The sequence below is a fragment of the Burkholderia sp. Bp8986 genome (genome assembly GCF_003854225.1).
In the GTDB taxonomy this organism is placed as follows: domain Bacteria; phylum Pseudomonadota; class Gammaproteobacteria; order Burkholderiales; family Burkholderiaceae; genus Burkholderia.
Genome location: NZ_QTQM01000007.1, coordinates 106,586 through 127,225, shown reverse-complemented (window position 1 = coordinate 127,225; position 20,640 = coordinate 106,586). Strand labels below are relative to the sequence as shown.

18 protein-coding genes are annotated in these 20,640 nt (G+C 67.6%); 8 read left to right on the top strand and 10 right to left on the bottom strand.

The annotated features are described in order from the left end of the window. Positions 1–213 precede the first annotated feature (213 nt). Together DID99_RS09925 and DID99_RS09920 are read left to right on the top strand one after the other, a co-directional pair. A complete protein-coding gene (locus DID99_RS09925) occupies positions 214–999 on the top strand; it encodes an HpcH/HpaI aldolase/citrate lyase family protein (protein ID WP_044847358.1) in 786 nt (261 codons plus the stop codon). After that, a complete protein-coding gene (locus DID99_RS09920) occupies positions 996–1,775 on the top strand; it encodes a tetratricopeptide repeat protein (protein WP_124570765.1) in 780 nt (259 codons plus the stop codon). The genes DID99_RS09925 and DID99_RS09920 overlap by 4 nt, the downstream gene beginning before the upstream one ends. Positions 1,776–1,876: 101 nt before the next feature. Here DID99_RS09920 and rodA read toward each other — a convergent pair whose 3' ends face one another. The 5 genes from rodA to DID99_RS09895 all read right to left on the bottom strand — a co-directional run bounded on the left by rodA (position 1,877) and on the right by DID99_RS09895 (position 8,206). Then, positions 1,877–3,025, bottom strand: coding sequence for a rod shape-determining protein RodA (gene rodA, locus DID99_RS09915; RefSeq protein ID WP_044847360.1), 1,149 nt, complete (start codon positions 3,023–3,025; stop codon positions 1,877–1,879). 11 nt (positions 3,026–3,036) lie between these two features. Next, on the bottom strand, positions 3,037–5,322 hold the full coding sequence (mrdA, locus tag DID99_RS09910) for a penicillin-binding protein 2 (RefSeq protein ID WP_124570764.1): 2,286 nt from the start codon (positions 5,320–5,322) through the stop codon (positions 3,037–3,039). Between the two features lie 109 nt (positions 5,323–5,431). Next, on the bottom strand, positions 5,432–5,944 hold the full coding sequence (mreD, locus tag DID99_RS09905; RefSeq protein WP_009687274.1) for a rod shape-determining protein MreD: 513 nt from the start codon (positions 5,942–5,944) through the stop codon (positions 5,432–5,434). Next, positions 5,941–7,023 carry a rod shape-determining protein MreC gene (mreC, locus tag DID99_RS09900; RefSeq protein ID WP_124666566.1) on the bottom strand — a complete coding sequence of 361 codons (1,083 nt, stop codon included), beginning with the start codon at positions 7,021–7,023 and terminating at the stop codon, positions 5,941–5,943. Before mreC ends, mreD begins: the two co-directional genes overlap by 4 nt. Positions 7,024–7,162: 139 nt before the next feature. Continuing rightward, positions 7,163–8,206: a rod shape-determining protein gene (locus DID99_RS09895; RefSeq protein WP_004189550.1), complete on the bottom strand. Its 1,044-nt coding sequence runs from the start codon at positions 8,204–8,206 to the stop codon at positions 7,163–7,165. 368 nt (positions 8,207–8,574) lie between these two features. Between DID99_RS09895 and gatC the strand changes: the two genes are divergently transcribed. The 5 genes from gatC to DID99_RS09870 all read left to right on the top strand — a co-directional run bounded on the left by gatC (position 8,575) and on the right by DID99_RS09870 (position 13,702). Further along, positions 8,575–8,874 carry an Asp-tRNA(Asn)/Glu-tRNA(Gln) amidotransferase subunit GatC gene (gene gatC, locus DID99_RS09890; protein WP_006407213.1) on the top strand — a complete coding sequence of 100 codons (300 nt, stop codon included), beginning with the start codon at positions 8,575–8,577 and terminating at the stop codon, positions 8,872–8,874. 69 nt (positions 8,875–8,943) lie between these two features. Further along, complete coding sequence (gene gatA, locus DID99_RS09885; protein ID WP_124666565.1) at positions 8,944–10,434, top strand: Asp-tRNA(Asn)/Glu-tRNA(Gln) amidotransferase subunit GatA; 1,491 nt, start codon at positions 8,944–8,946, stop codon at positions 10,432–10,434. A 3-nt stretch (positions 10,435–10,437) separates the two neighbouring features. Then, complete coding sequence (gatB, locus tag DID99_RS09880) at positions 10,438–11,913, top strand: Asp-tRNA(Asn)/Glu-tRNA(Gln) amidotransferase subunit GatB (protein WP_044847823.1); 1,476 nt, start codon at positions 10,438–10,440, stop codon at positions 11,911–11,913. Positions 11,914–12,039: 126 nt separating this feature from the next. Further along, positions 12,040–12,879: a polyphosphate kinase 2 family protein gene (locus tag DID99_RS09875; RefSeq protein WP_124486698.1), complete on the top strand. Its 840-nt coding sequence runs from the start codon at positions 12,040–12,042 to the stop codon at positions 12,877–12,879. A 49-nt stretch (positions 12,880–12,928) separates the two neighbouring features. Next, positions 12,929–13,702: an exodeoxyribonuclease III gene (locus DID99_RS09870; protein WP_044847825.1), complete on the top strand. Its 774-nt coding sequence runs from the start codon at positions 12,929–12,931 to the stop codon at positions 13,700–13,702. Positions 13,703–13,806: 104 nt separating this feature from the next. Here DID99_RS09870 and DID99_RS09865 read toward each other — a convergent pair whose 3' ends face one another. Then, positions 13,807–14,859: an NAD(P)-dependent alcohol dehydrogenase gene (locus tag DID99_RS09865; protein WP_124520555.1), complete on the bottom strand. Its 1,053-nt coding sequence runs from the start codon at positions 14,857–14,859 to the stop codon at positions 13,807–13,809. Between the two features lie 228 nt (positions 14,860–15,087). Here DID99_RS09865 and DID99_RS09860 point away from each other — a divergent pair, with 228 nt between their 5' ends. Continuing rightward, complete coding sequence (locus DID99_RS09860) at positions 15,088–16,032, top strand: AraC family transcriptional regulator (protein ID WP_044847827.1); 945 nt, start codon at positions 15,088–15,090, stop codon at positions 16,030–16,032. 63 nt (positions 16,033–16,095) lie between these two features. Here the strand turns inward: DID99_RS09860 and DID99_RS09855 are convergent, their stop codons facing one another. The 4 genes from DID99_RS09855 to DID99_RS09840 all read right to left on the bottom strand — a co-directional run bounded on the left by DID99_RS09855 (position 16,096) and on the right by DID99_RS09840 (position 20,420). Continuing rightward, positions 16,096–17,139 (bottom strand): M48 family metallopeptidase, encoded by a 1,044-nt coding sequence (locus DID99_RS09855; protein ID WP_124666564.1) that lies wholly within the window; start codon positions 17,137–17,139, stop codon positions 16,096–16,098. After that, positions 17,129–18,550 carry an AmpG family muropeptide MFS transporter gene (locus DID99_RS09850; RefSeq protein WP_124486695.1) on the bottom strand — a complete coding sequence of 474 codons (1,422 nt, stop codon included), beginning with the start codon at positions 18,548–18,550 and terminating at the stop codon, positions 17,129–17,131. The genes DID99_RS09855 and DID99_RS09850 overlap by 11 nt, the downstream gene beginning before the upstream one ends. 119 nt (positions 18,551–18,669) lie before the next feature. Next, positions 18,670–19,278: a methionine biosynthesis protein MetW gene (gene metW, locus DID99_RS09845; protein ID WP_044847830.1), complete on the bottom strand. Its 609-nt coding sequence runs from the start codon at positions 19,276–19,278 to the stop codon at positions 18,670–18,672. Beyond that, positions 19,275–20,420, bottom strand: coding sequence for a homoserine O-acetyltransferase (locus DID99_RS09840; RefSeq protein WP_044847831.1), 1,146 nt, complete (start codon positions 20,418–20,420; stop codon positions 19,275–19,277). Before DID99_RS09840 ends, metW begins: the two co-directional genes overlap by 4 nt. Positions 20,421–20,640: the final 220 nt, after the last annotated feature.

Sequence of the window (20,640 nt, the reverse complement as noted above, 5' to 3'; positions counted from 1 at the left end):
TTCCGCGTGACGCCGCGCTATGATCGTTGCGTGGCACCGGAAAACACATCCGTGCGACATCGCGCGGCCCGCGCTGTCAGATCGGCTGCTCACGACCGACTGACGTTCCAGGGCCCGGTCCGGCGCCGCCGGGCATCGCGGCCCGGCGCATTGCGCCCGCTTCGCCCGTTGCTTGTCCCGTTCGATTGCCGTTCCGTCCAGGAGCCCGTATCGATGAGCACGCTCACCAATTCCCTCAAACAACGCCTGCACGACGGCGACGAGCCGCTGTACGGCCTGTGGCTGTCGCTCGGCTGCGATTCGGCCGCGGAAGCGCTCGCCCACGCCGGCTACGACTGGCTCTGCATCGACATGGAGCATGCGCCGAACGACAGCCGCGACGTCGCGTCGCAACTGCGCGCGCTGGCTGCCGCGCACCTGCCGAGCGAGCCCGTCGTGCGCGTGCCGGGGCGCGAGCCGTGGCTCGTGAAGCGCGCACTCGACGCCGGCGCGCGCACGCTGATGTTCCCGTGCATCGAGACGCCCGACGAGGCCGCGCACGCGGTGCGGCTCACGCGCTTCCCGTCGCCGGATTCCCCCGACGGGCTGCGTGGCGTGGCCGGCATGGTGCGTGCGGCGGCGTTCGGCATGCGCCGCGATTACCTGCAGACGGCGAACGCGCAGGTCGCGGTGATCGTGCAGATCGAATCGGCGCGCGGTATCGACGAAGTCGAGCGGATCGCCGCGACGCCGGGCGTCGACTGCCTGTTCGTCGGCCCGGCCGATCTGGCGGCGAGCCTCGGGCACCTCGGCGACAGCCGCCATCCGGACGTCGAAACCGCGATCGCGCGCGTGCTCGCGGCCGGCAAGCAGGCCGGCGTCGCGGTCGGCATCTTCGCGAGCGATACCGCAACCGCGCGCCAGTATCGCGAGGCCGGCTTCCGGATGATCACGCTGTCGGCCGACGTGAGCTGGCTGCTGCGTGCGACGCGCCAGGCATTGCAGGAGGTGCGGTCATGAACGATGTCGACGGCGCGGGGCACGAAGGTGTGCGGCTTGCGGCCGGCGTACGCGGGCGGATCGGCGCGCTGCTCGGGCTGTGGGCCGTATGCGTCGCGGCGGTTGCGCAGAATGCGCCGCACGCGAAGCCGGACCCGGCGCGCGAGACGCAATCCGCGGTGGCCGACTACAACGCGGGCGACTATCGCGCAGCGCTGGTGCAGTTCCACGACGCGGCCGAACGCGGCGACCGGCTCGCGCAGTTCAACTACGCGATGATGCTGCTCACGGGTGTCGGCGTGACCGCGAACGTCGACGAAGGGCTGCGCTGGCTGAAGCGGGCGGCCGACGCGAACATGTCGCATGCGCAGTACGTGTACGGGCGCATGTTCGACGACGGCGAGTTCGTTGCGCGCAACCCGGCCGAAGCGCACCGCTGGTTCCTGCGCGCGGCGAAGCAGGGGCACGTGCAGGCCGAGCTGTCGCTCGCGAACCAGTTCCTCGACGGGCGCGGCACGCCGCGCGACAACCGGCGGGCGTTCGAGTGGTACAAGCAGGCGGCCGACGCGGGCGAGCCGACCGCGCAGTACGTGACCGCGTCGTTCTACGAGCGCGGTGGCGACGGCGTCACGCAGAACCTGAACATCGCGCGCGCGTATTACGCGGCCGCGGCCGCGCAGGGCGACGAGACGGCCGGGCTGAAATTCAAGGAACTGAGCGCGCGGCTCAAGGCGCAGGAGCCTGCATCGGGCGCCGGTGCGGATCATGGGAGCCCGCGCGCGACGCCACCGCAGTGAGTAGGCAGCGCCGGCGCCATGCGATACGCGCAGAACGAAAAAACGGCGCCGAGGCGCCGTTTTTCATTACTTTCGACTGCGTGCCGTGTCGCGCCGCGCCGTCAGCTCTTCATCAACCGCCGCTGTCGCCCGACGCTCATGATCATGCCGATCGCGACACCGAGCGTCGCGAGTGCGGTGCCGCCGTAACTCATGAACGGCAACGGCACGCCGACGACGGGCAGCACGCCGCTCACCATCCCGATGTTGACGAATGCGTAGACGAAGAACGCGAGTGTGAGCGAGCCCGCGAGCAGCCGGCCGAACAGCGTCGCGCCCTGCGCGGCGATATAGAGCCCGCGTGCGATCAGCGCCATGTACAGCGTCAGCAGCACGAGGCCGCCGGCGAGCCCCCATTCTTCCGAGAACACCGCGAAGATGAAGTCGGTGTGCTTCTCCGGAATGAATTCGAGGTGGGCCTGGGTGCCCTTCAGGTAGCCCTTGCCGAGCGCGCCGCCCGAGCCGATCGCGATCACGGCCTGGATCGTGTGGAAGCCCTTGCCGAGCGGGTCGGAGGTCGGATCGAGCAGCGTGCACACGCGGTGCTTCTGGTAGTCGTGCATCAGCGGCCACTGCACTTCGGGCTGGCAGATGCGCTCTTCGAACACGGCGATCGAGCCGACCGCGATCACGCCCGCGACGAGCACCGGCACGATCAGCTTGAACGACAGGCCCGCGAGGTAGATCACGAAGAAGCCGGCCGCGAACACGAGCAGGCCCGTGCCGAGGTCGGGCTGCTTCGCGATCAGGCCGACCGGCACCAGCAGGATCGCGAACGCGGCGATGAAGTCGTACCAGCGCAGCCCGCCTTCGCGGCGCTGGTAGTACCACGCGAGCATCAGCGGTGTCGCGATCTTTAGGATTTCCGACGGCTGGATCACGACGCCGACGTTCAGCCAGCGCTTCGCGCCCTTCTTGGTCATCCCGAACAGCGCGACGGCGACCAGCAGCGTGACCCCGAACGTATAGAGCGGGACCGCGAAGCGCATCAGTGTCGTCGGCGGGATGTTGGCGATCACCCACATCAGCACGAACGTCAGCAGGATGTTGCGCAGCTGATCCTCGACGCGGCCCGGCATGTCGATCGACGCGCTGTACAGCGTGACGATGCCGACGCACAGCAGCAGGAACACGATGAGGGCGAGCGGGCGGTCGAAGCCCGCGAACATCTGCTTGATCTTGTCGAGCCAGGCGCGCTTGTCGAATTGCATGCCTTTCTCCGTTAATGAGCGGTGCCGGCGTTCACCGCTTTCGCGGAGGCCGTGACACGGAAGTTGTCGTCGCGCGGCGCGGCGGCGAGCGGCTGCGCGTCGCTGGCGGGCCGGCGCGGCCGGTGCGGGCGCCGGATCGGCGGCAGGCTCGCGGCCCTCGGCGCCGCGGCGCTCGCGTCGGCGGGCTGCGCCGCGCTTGCCGCGGCCGCACCCGGCGCATCGGGCGCCGACGCGGCCGATGCCGCATCCGCCGCGCTGGCCGCGGCCGGCACGACCGGCTGCGGCAGCGCCTTGAAGCCGGCCGCGACGGACACTGCCTTCGAGGCATCGCCGATCACCGGTGCGCTGATCGGCTCGGTCGCCGACGCGGCGGCGGCGACGGCAGCCGCCTCGTTCTCCGGTTTCTGGCGCTCGACGAGGTAGAAGTCGAGCACGCGGCGCGCGATCGGGCCCGCGGCCTGCGCGCCCCAGCCGCCGTTCTCGACGACCAGCGCGAGCGCGATCTGCGGATGGTCGACCGGCGCGTACGCGATGAACAGCGCGTGGTCGCGCAGGTGCTCGGCGAGCAGGTGGCCCTTGTAGTTCGAGCCCTGCAGCGAGAACACCTGCGCGGTACCGGTCTTGCCGGCCGCGAGGTACGACGCGCCGCGGAACACCTTGTACGCGGTGCCGGACGGGTTCTCGATCACGTTCTCCATCCCGCGCTTCACGACATCGATGTCGGCCTGCTTGAGCGGGATCGTTTCACTTTCCTTCGGCACGGTCAGGTGGCGCCCGCGCGTGATCGGATCCTCGACTTCCTTCACGAGGTGGGGCTTCATCACGACGCCGTTGTTCGCGAGCGTCGCGGTGGCATGCGCGAGCTGCAGGATCGTGTACGAGTTGTAGCCCTGGCCGATCCCGAGGCTGATCGTCTCGCCGTCGAACCACTTCTGCTGCGCGGCCTTCTTGAACGCCTTCTTCTTCCAGTCGGTCGACGGCAGGATCCCGCGCGCCTCGCCCTGGATGTCGATGCCGGTGATCTGGCCGAAGCCGAACGGCTTCATGAAGTTCGCGATCGCGTTCACGCCGAGATCGCGCGCGAGCATGTAGAAGTAGGTGTCGTTCGACACCATGATCGCCTTGTTCATGTCGACCCAGCCCTGGCCCGAGCGCACGTCGTTGCGGAACGTGTGCCCGCCGAACGTGAAGTAGCCGGGATCCTGGAAGCCCCAGCCCGGCGTGCGCTTGCCGAGCGTCAGGCCGGCCAGCGCCATGAACGGCTTGTACGTCGAGCCGGGCGGGTAGGTGCCGTGCAGCGGGCGGTTCAGGAGCGGCTTGTCGGGCGAGTTGTTCAGTTCGTCCCAGGTCTGCTGGTCGATGCCGTCGACGAACGAGTTCGGGTCGAAGCTCGGCGACGACACGAACGCGAGCACGTCGCCGGTCTTCGGCTCGATCGCGACGAGCGCGCCGCGCTTGCCGGCGAACGCCTGCTCGGCGACCTGCTGCAGCGCGATGTCGAGCGACAGCACGAGGTTGTTGCCGGGCGTCGCCTGCGTGCGCGACAACGTGCGCACGGGCCGGCCGCCGGCCGTCACCTCGACTTCCTCGAAGCCCGTGAGGCCGTGCAGCTCGGTTTCGTAGCTCTGCTCGACGCCGATCTTGCCGATGTAGTCGGTGCCCTTGTAGTTGTTCGCGTCGCGACGCGGATCGTAGTGTTCCTGGTCGCTGTCGTTGTCGTCGCTCATCGCGTCGATGCGATCCTGGTCGCGCTTCGAGATCCGGCCGATGTAGCCGATCACGTGCGCGGCCGTCATGCCGAGCGGGTACTGGCGGAACAGCCGCGCGCGCACGTCGACGCCGGGAAAGCGGAAGCGCTGCGCGGTGAAGCGCGCGACTTCCGCGTCGGTGAGGCGCGTGCGGATCGGCAGGCTCTCGAAGTTCTTCGAGTCTTCCTGCAGCTTCTTGAAGCGGCGGCGGTCGCGCGCGTCGATCGGGATGATCTCGGACAGCTTGTCGATCGTGTTGTCGAGCGTGTCGTCGAGCTTCGACGGCGTGATCTCGAGCGTGTAGGCCGAATAGTTCTTCGCGAGGACCACGCCGTTGCGGTCGGTGATGATCCCGCGGTTCGGCACGATTGGTGCGACCGAGATGCGGTTTTCCTCGGCCTGCAGCGCGTATTTGCCGTGCTGCATCAGCTGCAGGTAGAAGAAGCGGCTCGCGAGCAGCCCGAAGCAGACGAACACGAACACGCCCGCCGCCGCGACGCGCAGGCGGAACTTCGAGAGCTGCTGTTGGGTGTCGTTGAATTCGGTCATGCGGTTACGATCGATCTGGCCCGTGCGCGGCGAGCGCGCGCGGGCGAGGAGCCGCCCCGGAGCGCGGCGCGCGGGCGTGGGGGCGGCGGGTATTCAAGGTCGGTCCGGCTCAGATGGGGCGCGTATCGTCCGGGTCGACCGGGCGGCGTTGCGGCATCAGCAGCAGGTGGCTCGCGATCGGCCACAGCGCGGCCTCGACGAAGCCGTCCACCAGATAGCGCCAGCCGGGAAACGCGGCGCCCATCACGAGGCGGATCACGAACGGCACCAGCTGCGCGACGACGAGCAGCGGCGTGACGTACAGCACCTGCACGCCGATCGGCATCCACAGCACGCGGCGGTGGATCGTGATCGCGCCGTACGACAGCAGCGTATAGGCGAGCGCATGCTCGCCGAGCAGCCCCGCGTCATGCACGTCCATCAGGATGCCGAGCGCGAACGCGACGCCCATCCCGACCTTGCGCGGCTGGTGGATGTTCCAGAACAGCAGCACGAGCGCGACGAAGTCGGGCACGCCGGGCAGGCGGCCCCACGGCATCAGGTTCAGCAGGAACGCGGCGGCGAGGCTGAAGACGATGAAGTACGGATTGACCGGCTGCAGGATGTATTGCGGGCGGTTCATCGCTGGGCTCCTGGTTGCCCGGCCGCGGGCTTCGCGGGCGCGGCGGCGGGCTTGGCCGGAGCGGCGGGGGCGGCAGGTGCAGCCGGCGCCGGTTTCGCGCCGGCTGCGGCCGCGGCGGCCGGCTTCGCGTTCGCGTCGGCCTTCTCGGCCTTGTCGGCTTTGTCGCTCTTCGCGGCGGCCTTCGCGCCCTTCTTGCCCTTCGCGTTCTTGTCGGCCGGCTCGGGCTCGGCCGGGCGCGGCGGGACATCGTTCTGGTAATGCAGCACGAGCATCTGCCGCGCGCCGCGCACGGCGGCGACCGGCGCGCAGGTCACGCGCGCGAACGCGGTATCGGCGAGCTTGTCGACCTTCGCGACCTTCGCAACCGGCAGGCCCGGCGGATAGACGCCATCGAGGCCGCTCGTGACGAGCTCGTCGCCCGCGACGAGGTCCGAGCTCGTCGGCACGAAGCGCAGGTCGAGCGAATCGCCCTTCGGCGTGCCGTAGATCACGCTGCGCAGGCCGGTGCGCAGCACCTGCACGGGAATCGCGAGATCGCGGTCGGTGATCAGCGTGACTTCGGCCTGCAGCGGGAACACGCGCGTGACCTGGCCGATCACGCCGTCCTCGCTGACGACCGGCGCGCCGTTCTGGATGCCCTGCTGCGAACCCTGGCCGATCACGATCTTCTGCGTGAACGGGTCGCTGGTGTCGTACTGGATCTCGACCGGCGTCGAATGCGTCGCGATGTGCTGGCGCAGCTCGAGCACGGCGCGCAGATGCGTGTTTTCCTGCGCGAGCACCGCGGCCTGGTTGGCCTGCGTGGACAGCTGCAGGTTGCGCTTGCGCAGCGCGTCGTTCTCGTGGCGCAGCGACGCACCGGTGACGGCGATGTCGGCCGCGCCCATGAACAGGTCGCGCGGCACGAGCGCCGCGCGCTGCAGCGGGTACAGCACGGTGCCGAGCACGCCGCGGACGATTTCGAGCGTGCTGAAGCGCGCGTCCGATACGAGAAGCGCGATGGCGAGGGCGACGAAGAAGATGAGCCGCGCGAGCGCGGGCGGACCTTGCTTGAAGAGGGGCGGCGGACTGTATTCCATGGTCGGCGCCGGGCGCGTGGCGATCGGTTAAATAATGCTCAGACGCGCGAACGGCGTGGCGGTTCGTTCTGAACGAGCGATCCGGCCACGCCGCGGGTGCGCCATATCAAACGGGACTGCTTAGGCGATCACTCGTCGATCACTCGTACGAGAAGATGCTGCCCAGCTTGTCCATGCGTTCGAGCGCCATGCCCGAACCGCGTACGACGCAGGTGAGCGGATCTTCGGCGACGAGCACCGGCAGGCCGGTTTCTTCCGCGAGCAGGCGGTCGAGGTCGCGCAGCAGTGCGCCGCCGCCCGTCAGCATCATCCCGCGCTCGGCGATGTCGGCGCCGAGTTCCGGCGGCGTCTGCTCGAGGGCGATCTTCACCGACGACACGATCTGGTTCAGCGGATCGGTCAGCGCTTCGAGGATTTCGTTGCTGGAGATCGTGAAGCTGCGCGGAATGCCTTCCGACAGGTTGCGGCCCTTCACTTCCATTTCCTTGACTTCGGAGCCCGGGAACGCGGAGCCGATTTCCTTCTTGATCGCCTCGGCCGTCTGCTCACCGATCAGCATCCCGTAGTTGCGGCGGATGTAGTTGACGATCGCTTCGTCGAACTTGTCGCCGCCGACGCGCACCGAGCCTTTGTAGACGATGCCGCCGAGCGAGATCACGCCGACTTCCGTGGTGCCGCCGCCGATGTCGACGACCATCGAGCCGGTGGCTTCCGACACCGGCAGGCCGGCGCCGATCGCGGCCGCCATCGGCTCCTCGATCAGGTAGACCTGCGATGCGCCGGCGCCGTGCGCGGCTTCCTTGATCGCGCGGCGCTCGACCTGGGTCGAGCCGCACGGCACGCAGATGATGATGCGCGGCGACGGCGAGAACATGCGCGACTCGTGCGCCGTCTTGATGAACTGCTTGATCATCTGCTCGGTGACGGTGAAGTCGGCGATCACGCCGTCCTTCATCGGGCGGATCGCCTCGATGTTGCCCGGCACCTTGCCGAGCATCTGCTTGGCTTCCTTGCCGACTGCCTGGATCGTCTTCTTGCCGTTGGGGCCGCCTTCCTGGCGGATCGACACGACCGACGGCTCATCGAGCACGATGCCCTTGCCACGCATGTAGATCAGGGTGTTTGCGGTGCCGAGGTCGATCGCCAGATCGTTGGAGAAGTAGCTGCGCAAAAAACCGAACATTCAGAATCCTGTTTCGCTCTGGGCCGGCCCTGCATAGCGAACGCTGAGGGCGGGCAGCGGAAAAAATAACAGCCTCGGGAAGCGTGGCGGAAGCGGCCGCCGCGGCGCACGAAGCTGCGAGTGATGTCTACCGGGAATCGCACGAAGCACGCACGGCTTGCCGAAGCGGGGCGAAACGGTGCGGGAAAAGGCTGCCGGGTTTGGGTCGAACGCGTAATGATACCTTATAATTTCGCGGTATTTGAATCGAAACGGACGGTATTTTTGCCGCTTCGGCCCTGATTTTTGAGGGTGGGATCGTACCCTCCAACCCCCCGCCGCAGCGCGGTTTTCAATGCGCTGCGCAGCCTTGTTTTTCCGGTGATCGCATGGCCCTGACCCTGACCGATGTGAAACGCATCGCGCACCTGGCGCGACTCGAAATGGCCGACGCCGACGCCGAGCATACGCTCGGCCAGCTCAATGAATTCTTCGGCCTCGTCGAGCAGATGCAGGCGGTCGACACCGCCGGCATCGCGCCGCTCGCCCACCCGATCGAACAGATCCAGGAAGTCGCGCAGCGCCTGCGCGACGACGCCGTGACGGAAGTCGTCAATCGCGACGACAACCAGCGTCCGGCGCCGGCCGTCCAGGACGGCCTCTATCTCGTGCCGAAGGTGATCGAGTAAGCATTCGATGAGAAGCGCGCCGGCCGGCCTGCGCCGCGCGCCACCCAGAATTCCCAGGAAAACCACTCAATGCACGCAAAAAGCCTGACCGAACTGCGCGCCGCGCTCGCCGCCAAGGAATGCTCGGCCGTCGAGCTCGCGCAGCTCTACCTGAAACGGATCGACGCGGCACGCGACCTGAACGCGTTCGTCCATGTCGATGCCGACCTCACCCTTGCGCAGGCGAAGGCCGCCGACGCCGAACTCGCGCGCGGCGCGGGCGGCGCGCTGACCGGCCTGCCGATCGCGCACAAGGACGTGTTCGTCACGCGCGGCTGGCGCTCGACCGCCGGCTCGAAGATGCTCGCGAACTACGAAAGCCCGTTCGACGCGACCGTCGTCGCCCGCCTGCAGGCGGCCGGCATGGTCACGCTCGGCAAGACCAACATGGACGAGTTCGCGATGGGCTCGTCCAACGAGAACTCGGCGTTCGGCGCGGTGAAGAACCCGTGGGACACGAACGCCGTGCCGGGCGGCAGCTCGGGCGGCAGCTCGGCGGCCGTCGCCGCGCGCCTCGCGCCGGCCGCGACCGGCACCGACACCGGCGGCTCGATCCGCCAGCCCGCGTCGTTCGCGGGCGTGACGGGCATCAAGCCGACTTACGGCCGCGTGTCGCGCTACGGGATGATCGCGTTCGCGTCGTCGCTCGACCAGGGCGGCCCGATGGCGCAGAGCGCGTCCGACTGCGCGCTGCTGCTGAACGCGATGGCCGGCTTCGACGAGCGCGACTCGACGAGCCTCGAGCGCGACGACGAGGATTTCACGCGTCATCTCGGCCAGCCGTGGGCGGCCGGCAACGATGCGGGCAAGCCGCTCGCGGGGCTGCGCATCGGCCTGCCGAACGAGTATTTCGGTGATGGTCTGGCCGACGACGTGCGCGCGTCGATCGACGCGGCGCTCAAGCAGTATGAAGCGCTCGGCGCGACCCTCGTGCCGGTGTCGCTGCCGAAGACGGAACTGTCGATCCCCGTGTACTACGTGATCGCGCCGGCCGAGGCGTCGTCGAACCTGTCGCGTTTCGACGGCGTGCGCTTCGGCCACCGCGCCGCGCAGTACGGCGACCTGCTCGACATGTACAAGAAGTCGCGCGCTGAAGGCTTCGGCCCCGAGGTGAAGCGCCGGATCCTGGTCGGCACCTACGTGCTGTCGCACGGCTACTACGACGCGTACTACCTGCAGGCGCAGAAGATCCGCCGCATCATCGCGAACGATTTCCAGGAAGCGTTCAAGTCGTGCGACGTGATCATGGGCCCGGCGTCGCCGACGGTCGCATGGGATCTCGGCGCGAAGGGCGACGATCCGGTGCAGATGTATCTCGCGGATATCTACACGCTGTCGGTGAGCCTCGCCGGTCTGCCCGGCATGAGCGTGCCGTGCGGCTTCGGCGCCGGCGCGAACGCGAAGCGCCCGGTCGGCCTGCAGATCATCGGCAACTATTTCAACGAAGCCCGGATGCTGCAGGTCGCCGACGCGTTCCAGCGCGCGACCGGCTGGCACAAGCAAGTTCCGGCAGGGGTGTAAGCAATGACTACGCAATGGGAAGTCGTCATCGGTCTCGAGACGCACGCGCAACTGTCGACCGTCTCGAAGATTTTCTCGGGCGCGTCGACGCAGTTCGGCGCGGAGCCGAACACGCAGGCTTGCCCGGTCGACCTGGCGCTGCCGGGCGTGCTGCCGGTGCTGAACCGCGGCGCGGTCGAGCGCGCGATCCGCTTCGGCCTCGCGATCGGCTCGACCATCGCGCCGCGCAGCATCTTCGCGCGCAAGAATTACTTCTACCCCGATCTGCCGAAGGGCTATCAGATCAGCCAGTACGAGATTCCGGTCGTGCAGGGCGGCCAGATCACGATCCAGGTGCCCGCCAACGAAAAGGCCGGCAAGGAAGCGTACGAGAAGACCGTCAACCTGACCCGCGCGCACCTCGAGGAAGATGCGGGCAAGTCGCTGCATGAAGACTTCGCCGGGATGACCGGGATCGACCTGAACCGCGCGGGCACGCCGCTGCTCGAGATCGTCACCGAGCCGGAAATGCGCAGCGCGGCCGAGGCCGTCGCGTATGCGAAGGCGCTGCACGCGCTCGTCGTGTGGCTCGGCATCTGCGACGGCAACATGCAGGAAGGCTCGTTCCGCTGCGACGCGAACGTGTCGGTGCGCCCGGTCGGCCAGGAAAAGTTCGGCACGCGTGCCGAGATCAAGAACCTGAACTCGTTCCGGTTCCTTGAAGAGGCGATCAACTACGAAGTGCGCCGCCAGATCGAGCTGATCGAGGATGGCGGCGAAGTCGTGCAGGAAACGCGCCTCTACGATCCGGACAAGCGCGAGACGCGTTCGATGCGCAGCAAGGAAGACGCGCACGACTACCGCTACTTCCCCGACCCCGACCTGATGCCGCTCGTGATCGGCCGTGACTGGGTCGAGCGCGTGCAGGCCGGCATGCCCGAGCTGCCGGCCGCGATGCAGCAGCGCTTCGTCGAGCAGTACGGCGTGTCCGCGTACGACGCGGGCGTGCTGACGTCGAGCAAGGCGATGGCCGCCTACTTCGAGGCGGTGGTCGCGAAGGCCGGCGCGGCGAACGCGAAGATCGCCGCGAACTGGCTGATGGGCGACGTGTCGTCGCAGCTGAACCGCGACGGCATCGAGATCGACGCGATTCCCGTGTCGGCCGCGCAGCTTGCGCTGGTGCTGCAGCGCATCGCCGACGGCACGATCTCGAACAAGATCGCGAAGGAAATCTTCGCGACGATCTGGGACGAGAAGGCGACCGACGAAGGCGCGGCCGACCGCATCATCGACGCGAAGGGCCTGAAGCAGATTTCCGACACCGGCGCGCTGGAAGCGATCATCGACGAGGTGCTGGCGGCGAACGCGAAGTCGGTCGAGGAGTTCCGCGCCGGCAAGGAAAAGGCGTTCAACGCGCTGATCGGCCAAGCGATGAAGGCGACCAAGGGCAAGGCCAATCCGCAGCAGGTCAATGAGCTGCTGAAGAAGAAACTCGGCTGAGCATGGCCGCGCGCCTGAACCGCGCCTGACCACGGGCCGCCGCCGAACCTGTTCGGGGCGGCCCGTCGTTTTGGTGCATGCGTTATCGTGTGCGCGTGTGCATCGCACCGTCCAACGGAGGAACGAATGGCGAAACAACCGTCGCTCGACGATTTCCGCGTGCCGTACAGCACGCGCGAGAAGGAAGCTGCCGCATTCAAGCTCGATGCGTTCGATCCGGCCGCGAAGCCGTTTTCGTCGGGGTCGAAGGACGCCGACCGCGAACGGCTGTCGGCCGTGTCGACCGAGCTCGACGTCCAGCAGGAGCGCCTGCACACGCAGCAGAAGAAGCGCGTGCTGCTCGTGCTGCAGGGGATGGATACCAGCGGCAAGGACGGCACCGTGCGCGCCGTGTTCCGCGAGGTCGATCCGCTCGGCCTGCGCGTCGTGTCGTTCAAGGCGCCGACGCCGATCGAGGCCGCGCACGACTTCCTCTGGCGCGTGCATGCGCAGGTACCGGCCGCGGGCGAGCTCGCGATCTTCAACCGCAGCCACTACGAAGACGTGCTCGTGCCGCGCGTGATCGGCGCGATCGATGACAAGGAATGCGAGCGCCGCTACCGGCAGATCCGCGATTTCGAGACGATGCTGTTCGAGAACGGCACGACGATCGTCAAGTGCTTCCTGCACATCTCGAAGGACGAGCAGCGCGAGCGGTTGCAGGCGCGCATCGACGATCCGACCAAGCACTGGAAGTTCGACATCGCCGATCTCGACGCGCGCAAGCACTGGGAGGCGTACCAGTCGGCGTACCGCGATGCGCTCGCCGCGACGTCGGCCGAGCATGCGCCGTGGTACGTGATCCCGGCGAACTCGAAGACGCACCGCAACGTGATGATCGCCGAGCTGCTGCTGCGCACGATGACCGACATGAAGCTCGAATTCCCGCCGCCGAAGCCGGAACTCGAAGGCGTGAAGATCCGCTAGGCTGCGATCCTGCAACCACATCGAACTGAACTGAACAACGGAACCCGACATGATGCGAGTGATTACCGCCAACCTGAACGGCATCCGCTCCGCCGCGAAGAAGGGCTTCTTCGAATGGCTCGGCGAACAGAATGCCGACTGCGTGTGCGTGCAGGAAATCAAGGTATCGGCCGACGACCTGCCGGCCGAATTCGTCGAGCCGCACGGCTTCAGGAGCTACTTCCATCACGCCGAGAAGAAGGGCTACAGCGGCGCGGGCGTGTACAGCCGCCACGAGCCCGATGACGTGATCATCGGCTTCGGCAGCAGCGAATTCGACTCCGAGGGGCGCTACGTCGAGGCGCGCTACGGCAAGCTGTCGGTCGTGTCGGTGTACGTGCCGTCCGGCTCGAGCGGCGAAGAGCGCCAGCAGGCGAAGTACCGCTTCATGGACGAGTTCATGCCGCACCTCGCCGAGCTGAAGAAGAAGCGCGAGGTGATCCTGTGCGGCGACGTGAACATCGTGCACAAGGAAATCGACATCAAGAACTGGAAGAGCAACCAGAAGAATTCGGGCTGCCTGCCGGAAGAGCGCGCGTGGCTCACGCAGCTGTTCGACGATGTCGGCTACGTCGACGTGTTCCGCACGCTCGATCCGCGCCCCGAGCAGTACACGTGGTGGAGCAATCGCGGCCAGGCGTACGCGAAGAACGTCGGGTGGCGGATCGATTACCAGATCGCGACACCGGGCGTGGCCGGCACCGCGAAGCGCACGTCGATCTTCAAGGACATCAAGTTCAGCGATCACGCGCCGCTGACGGTCGACTACGACTACAAGAAGTGAGCGTCGGCGCGACGCGCTGCGCGTCGCCGTCGAGTCGTCCGGTCGCCGGACGCAAAACGGGGCCGCATGTCGAACATGCGGCCCCGTTTCGTTTGGTGCGTCGCTTACTGCTTGATCGACGCCATGTCGATCACGAACCGGTACTTCACGTCGCTCTTCAGCATCCGCTCGTAAGCGGCATTGATCTGCTGCATCGGAATCGTTTCGATATCCGACGTAATGCCGTGCTCCGCGCAGAAGTCGAGCATTTCCTGCGTTTCCGCGATCCCGCCGATCAGCGAGCCCGCGAGGCGGCGGCGCTTGAAGATCAGGTTGAACACCTGCGGCGACGGATGGTCGTGCTCCGGCGCGCCGACGAGCGTCATCGTGCCGTCGCGCTTCAGCAGGTGCAGGAACGGGTTCAGGTCGTGCTGCGCGGCGACCGTGTTCAGGATGAAGTCGAAGCTGTTCAGGTGCGCGTTCATCTGCGCTTCGTCCTTCGAGATCACGACCTCATGCGCGCCGAGACGCTTGCCGTCCTCGATCTTCGACGGCGACGTCGTGAACAGCACGACGTGCGCGCCCATCGCGCGCGCGAGCTTCACGCCCATGTGACCGAGGCCGCCGAGGCCGACGATCCCGACCTTCTTGCCGGGCCCGACGTTCCACTGGCGCAGCGGCGAATAGGTCGTGATCCCCGCGCACAAGAGCGGCGCGGCGCCGGCCGGGTCGAGTGTCTCGGGCACGCGCAGCACGAATGCCTCGTCGACGACGAGCTGCGTCGAATAGCCGCCGTACGTGACGTCGCCGGTCACGCGGTCCTGGCCGTTGTAGGTGCCGACGAAGCCGTTCTCGCAATACTGCTCGAGGCCTTCCGCGCAGCTCGGGCAGGTGCGGCACGAATCGACGAGACAGCCGACGCCGACCAGCTCACCGACCTTGAAGCGCGACACTTGCGGGCCGGTCGCGGTCACGCGGCCGACGATTTCATGGCCCGGCACGACCGGGTAGATCGTGTTGCGCCATTCGTTGCGGGCCTGGTGCAGGTCCGAGTGGCAGACGCCGCAGTAGAGCACCTCGATCTGGACGTCGAGGTCGCGCAGCGCGCGGCGCTGGAATTCGAACGGGGCGAGCGGCGAGCGCGCGTCGGTCGCCGCGTAAGCGTAGGTTGTGCTCATGCAGGGGGCTCCTTGTCCGGCAAAAAGTCCGGCGAATCAGACTGCCGCCGCATCATGTGGCGACGCGGCGAGACAGGTGCCCATCGTAAGGAGCGGGCCGCGTCGGCGAAATACACGAAGGTCTCGAAGATTTGCCTATTCCTCTCGAAGTGCACGCGAACGGCCGTCAAAACGCTTTCAAGGTGCTACATTGCGAGCCTGATTCTCTTGCCGGACAGGACGACGCCCGTGAGCTTCCAACCCCTTTTCGACGACACGGGCGACCGTGTGCGGCGCCGCATGATCGAGCTGCATGCGCGTCTCGCGCCGAACGAGGGCGATACGCCGGCGGCGCTCGACGGCGTGCGCTTCTTCCGCGTGAACCGCCCCGTGCCGCGCATGCCGGTGCTGTACGAACCGAGCATCATCGTCGTGTGCCAGGGCCGCAAGCTCGGCTATCTCGGCGACCGCTCGTTCGTCTACGACGCGCAGCAGTATCTCGTGCTGTCGGTGCCGCTACCGTTCGAATGCGAGACCTTCGCGAGCATGGACGAGCCGTTTCTCGCGATCTCGATCCGCGTCGATCTCGCGGTGATCGCCGAGCTCGCGATCCTGCTCGACGAGACGCTGGGTGCTTCAGTCAGCGAGCCGCACGGCGTCTATTCGACGCCGCTCGACGCGCCGCTCGCCGACGCGGTGGTGCGGCTGCTCGAAGCGCTCGCGTCGCCGCACGACACGTGCGTGCTCGGGCCGGCGATCATGCGCGAGATCGCATACCGCGTGCTGACGGGGGCGCAGGGCGACGCGATTCGGGCGGCGCTCGTCCAGCAGCATCATTTCGGCCGCATCGCGAAGGCGCTGCGGCGCATCCATGCGGACCTGAAGGCCGATCTCGACGTCGAGACGCTCGCGCGCGAGGCCGGGATGAGCGTTGCGGTGTTCCACGCGCAGTTCAAGCACGTGACGGCGACGTCGCCGATGCAGTATGTGAAGGCCGCGCGCCTGCACCAGGCCCGGTTGATGATGGTGCAGGACGGTCTCGGCGCGGGTGCGGCGTCGGCACGGGTCGGCTATGCGAGCGCGTCGCAGTTCAGCCGCGAGTTCAAGCGGCTGTTCGGCCGCAGCCCGGGAGACGAAGTACGCTGGATGCGCGAAATCGGCAGCCGGCCGGTCGAGTCGGAAGTCGGCGCGTAGCGCCTGGCCTCGTGCGCCGGTGATGCGTGCCGGTGATTCCCGGGAAGCCGCCGGGTGCGGCGCTCAGCGCCGTACGACCTTGCGCCGCTGCGCGCTGATGCCCGCGTAGTCGGGCAGCGTGTCGACGCGTTTGGCCGTCGCCTTCGCATACAGCGGCATCAGGTCCGGCAGGCGGTTCAGCAGATCCTGCCGCCGCGCGGCGCTGTACGGATGCATGTAGATGAAGCCCGACGCCTTGTTCGCGCGCGTCGCCGCCGCGAGCTTGTCCCACAGCGTGATCGCCGCGCGCGGATCGAAGCCCGCGCGGGCGGCGATGTCGCCGCCGATCACGTCGGCTTCGGTTTCGTCGGTCGGGTCGTAGCGCAGCGTCTGCAGGCGTTCGCCGAGGTTCAGCGCCTGCGGCAACGGATCGCCGACGCCGAACAGCGGCGGCAGCGTGGCGGCGCGCAGCGACGTTTGCGACGTCGCGCTGAAATTGCTGCGCGCGTGTTCGCGCAGCGCGTGCGCGATGCCGTGTGCGATCAGCACGCCGAACTCGTCGTCGTTCAGGCGGACGCGATCGAGCAGCCCGCCGTACACGAGCACCTTGCCGCCCGGCAGGCAGGTGATGCGGATGTCGCGCGAGCGGATCACGTTGACGTCCCACGCCCAGCTCTTCACACGATCGTTCCACTTCACCGAATACGGCGCGAGCTTCATGACGATCGCGCGCAGCCGCTTCACGCGCGGCTGGTTCGCGGGCAGCAGGCGGTCGCTGTCGGCGGCGGCCTGGACGATCTGCGCGTATTCGTTCGCGGTGAGTTGTTCGAGCAGCGGCGACGGGATCAGCGTGCGGAACGCGATCGCATTGCCGTAGCGAACCTGCTGCGGCGCCGGCGTATAGGCTTTCGCGGGCACGGCGGCGCCGGTCGGCTGCGCGGCTTCGGCTGCAGGCGGGGGAGCGGATGCAGCCGGTGTGGACGGCGATGCCGGGGCAGCGGGCGCGGAGCCGGCCATGGCCGCAACGGTGTCGGACGCATGAGCGCTTCCCGCCGCGCCGAGCGTCGCGAAGCCGACGCCCAGCGCGGCGGCGACGCGCGCCACGCGATGCAGGCGGTCATTGCGCACGGCTGGCCTCGCCGTTGCGCGCGGTGCCGTTCCACGGCGCGATCTTGAACAGCAGCAGCATGCCGGGGATCGCGAGCGCGGTGCACACGATGAAGTAGTCGAACCAGCCGATCTTCGCGACGATGAAGCCGCTCGCGGCCGATGCGAGGGTGCGCGGCACGGACGCCAGGCTCGTGAACAGCGCGAACTGCGTGGCCGTGTAGCGCGGATCGGTCGTGCTCGCGATATACGCGACGAACGCGGCCATCGTCAGGCCGGTCGTGAAGGTTTCGACGCCGTAGACGATCGCGAGCGCGACCGTCATCGGGCTGAATTGCGGCGTGACCGCGACGCCGAACACGGACAGCGCCGCCGCGATCGCATGGCTCGTCGATACCGTGAAGTCGTACAGCATCGCGAGCACCGGCGAGCCGGGGCCGAGTTGCGCGAGCCATGCGAAGCCGAGCGTCGACACCATCTGCAGCGCGCCGAAGATCCACAGCCCGCGGCCGATCCCGATCTTCACGAGCCAGACGCCGCCGATGATGCCGCCGGCGACGCTCGCGACGAGCGCGGTGGTCTTCGCGACGATGCCGATCTCGGTGCGCGTGAAGCCGATGTCGAGGAAGAACGACGTCGACAGCGTGGTGGCCATCGTGTCGCCGATCTTGAACAGGAAGATGAACGCGATGACGAGCAGCGCGCCGCTCCAGCCGTCGCGCTGGATGAATTCGCGGAACGGCAGCACGATCGCGTCGCGCAGGTTGCGCGGCGGCGCGCCGACGACTTCCGGTTCGCGCACGAGCAGCGTCATCAGGATGCCCGGCAGCATGAACGCGCCGGTGAGCGCGAACACGGCGTCCCACGGCATGTGGTCGGACAGGATCAGCGCGAGCGAGCCGGGGATCAGCGCGGCGAGCTTGTATGCGTTCACGTGCACCGCGTTGCCGAGGCCTTGCTCGGTGTCGCGCAGCAGTTCGCGGCGATAGGCGTCGATCACGATGTCGGAGCTTGCGCCGAAGAACGCGACGAGCGTCGTGAGCGCGGCGACCGTCCAGATCGAGTCGCGCGGCGACACGAAGCCGAGCGCGGCGATCGCGCCGGCGACCAGCACCTGCGTGAGCAGCATCCAGCCGCGCCGGCGGCCCGGCCGCCAGCCGGGCAGGCGCGGGATGTAGCGGTCCATCAGCGGCGCCCACAGGAACTTCCACGTATACGGGAACTGGATCAGCGCGAACAGGCCGATTTCCTTCAGGTTCACGCCCTCGGAGCGCAGCCATGCCTGCACGAGGTAGACGAGCGTGAACAGGGGCAGCCCCGACGTGAAGCCCAGGAACACGCAGATCAGCATGTGCGTGTTCAGATAGGCGCGCCAGCCGGGGTGATCCTCGTGAGCGGTGAGTGCGGGCGCCTCGTGTGGCGTTTTGGACATGGACGGAAACTGGGTAGCGTTGACTGATGGCGGCGGCAGCGCAGGCGGCGGCGCGGGTAGCACAGGAGCGCGGCCGTACGTGCGTGCGGGCCGTCGGCGTCCGTCAACGGCCCCCCGGCTCAGCTGCGCTTGACGCGATAGACAGCAAGACTACCACGCCAGTTCGCTCCCCATCGAATCGGCTGGCCTTCGTGCAGCACGATGCGGTCGAGGATCGTGACGCCGACTTCCGGCGCGAGCGCCTCGAAATCCTTGATCGTCAGCACCCGGACGTTCGGCGTGTTGTGCCACTGGTAAGGCAGCGACTTCGACACCGGCATCCGGCCGCGCAGCACCGACAACCGGTGCGCCCAGTAGCCGAAGTTCGGGAACGACACGATGCATTCGCGTCCGACGCGCGCGGTTTCGCGCAGGATCGCGGCCGTCTGGTGGATCGTCTGAAGGGTTTGCGACAGGATCGCGAAATCGAAGCTGTGATCCTCGAACAGGCGCAGGCCGTCCTCGAGGTTCTGCTGGATCACGTTGATCCCGTTCTTCGCGCTGGCGAGCACGCCCGCGTCGTTCAGTTCGATCCCGTAGCCGGACACGTCGAGTTCTTCCGACAGCAGCGACAGCAGCGAGCCGTCGCCGCAGCCGAGGTCGAGCACGGTCGCGCGCGGTTCGACCCAGCGGGCGATCGCGCGGAAGTCCGCGCGGGCGGACAGGGAATTCAGTGCTTGCTGGTTCATGCCCCCACCTCGATGGCGATTCGTTCGTAATACGCGCGGAGCAGGTTGTGATAGCGCGCGTCGTCGAGCAGGAACGCGTCGTGGCCGTGCGGCGCGTCGATTTCCGCGTAGCTGACCGTGCGCTTGTTGTCGAGCAGCGCCTTCACGATCTCGCGCGAACGCGCCGGCGCGAAGCGCCAGTCGGTCGAGAAGCTCGCGATCAGGTATTTCGCCTGCGTGTGCGCGAGCGCGGCCGTCAGGTTGCCGTCGAACGCCTTCGCCGGATCGAAGTAGTCGAGCGCGCGCGTGATCAGCAGATAGGTGTTCGCGTCGAAGTAGTCGGCGAACTTGTCGCCCTGATAGCGCAGGTACGACTCGACCTCGAACTCCACGTCGAAGCTGAAGTTGTACGCGTCGAGCGCGCCGTCCGCACGGCGCAGCGCACGGCCGAATTTCTCGGCCATGTCGTCGTCGGACAGGTACGTGATGTGGCCGATCATCCGCGCGACGCGCAGGCCGCGCTTCGGCTTCACGCCGTGTGCGTAGTAGTCGCCGCCGTGGAAGTCGGGATCGGACAGGATCGCCGAGCGTGCGACCTCGTTGAACGCGATGTTCTGCGCGGACAGCTTCGGTGTCGACGCGATGTCGATGCAGTGCGCGACGCGCTCCGGATACATCAGGCTCCACGCGAGCGCCTGCATCCCGCCGAGGCTGCCGCCCATCACGGCGGCGAAGCGCTCGATGCCGAATGCGTCGGCGACGCGCGCCTGCGCGTGCACCCAGTCCTCGACGGTGACGACGGGGAAGCGCGCGCCGTACGGCTTGCCGGTCGACGGATCGATGCTCATCGGGCCGGTCGAGCCGAAACACGACCCGAGGTTGTTCACGCCGATCACGAAGAAGCGGTTGGTGTCGAGCGGCTTGCCGGGGCCGACCATGTTGTCCCACCAGCCGGTGCTGCGCGGATCGTCCGCGTAGACGCCAGCGACGTGGTGCGACGCGTTGAGCGCGTGGCAGACGAGCACCGCGTTCGAGCGCGCGGCGTTGAGCTCGCCGTACGTCTCGACGACGAGCTGATAGTTGCCGATCACGCTGCCGCTTTGCAAGCGCAGCGGTTCGGCGAAGTGCATGGTCTGTGGAGCGACGATGCCGATCGATTCCATTCGTTCCGCCTTATGCCATATGACTGGGCGGCTAAATGGTGTCGGCGAGGCGCGGAGTCGAAGGTGCGCGGCTGACGACCTCTTTAGCCGCATTTGTAGTGAACCGCCGGGGAACGACGCATCGACGCGTCAAGGCCCCGGCCGGTTCGCGCGCCCGCAATCGAGTCAGCAAATCGGCGCGCTTCCGGCCTGCCGCCAAGGGGGCGGCAAGTCGGCAAAG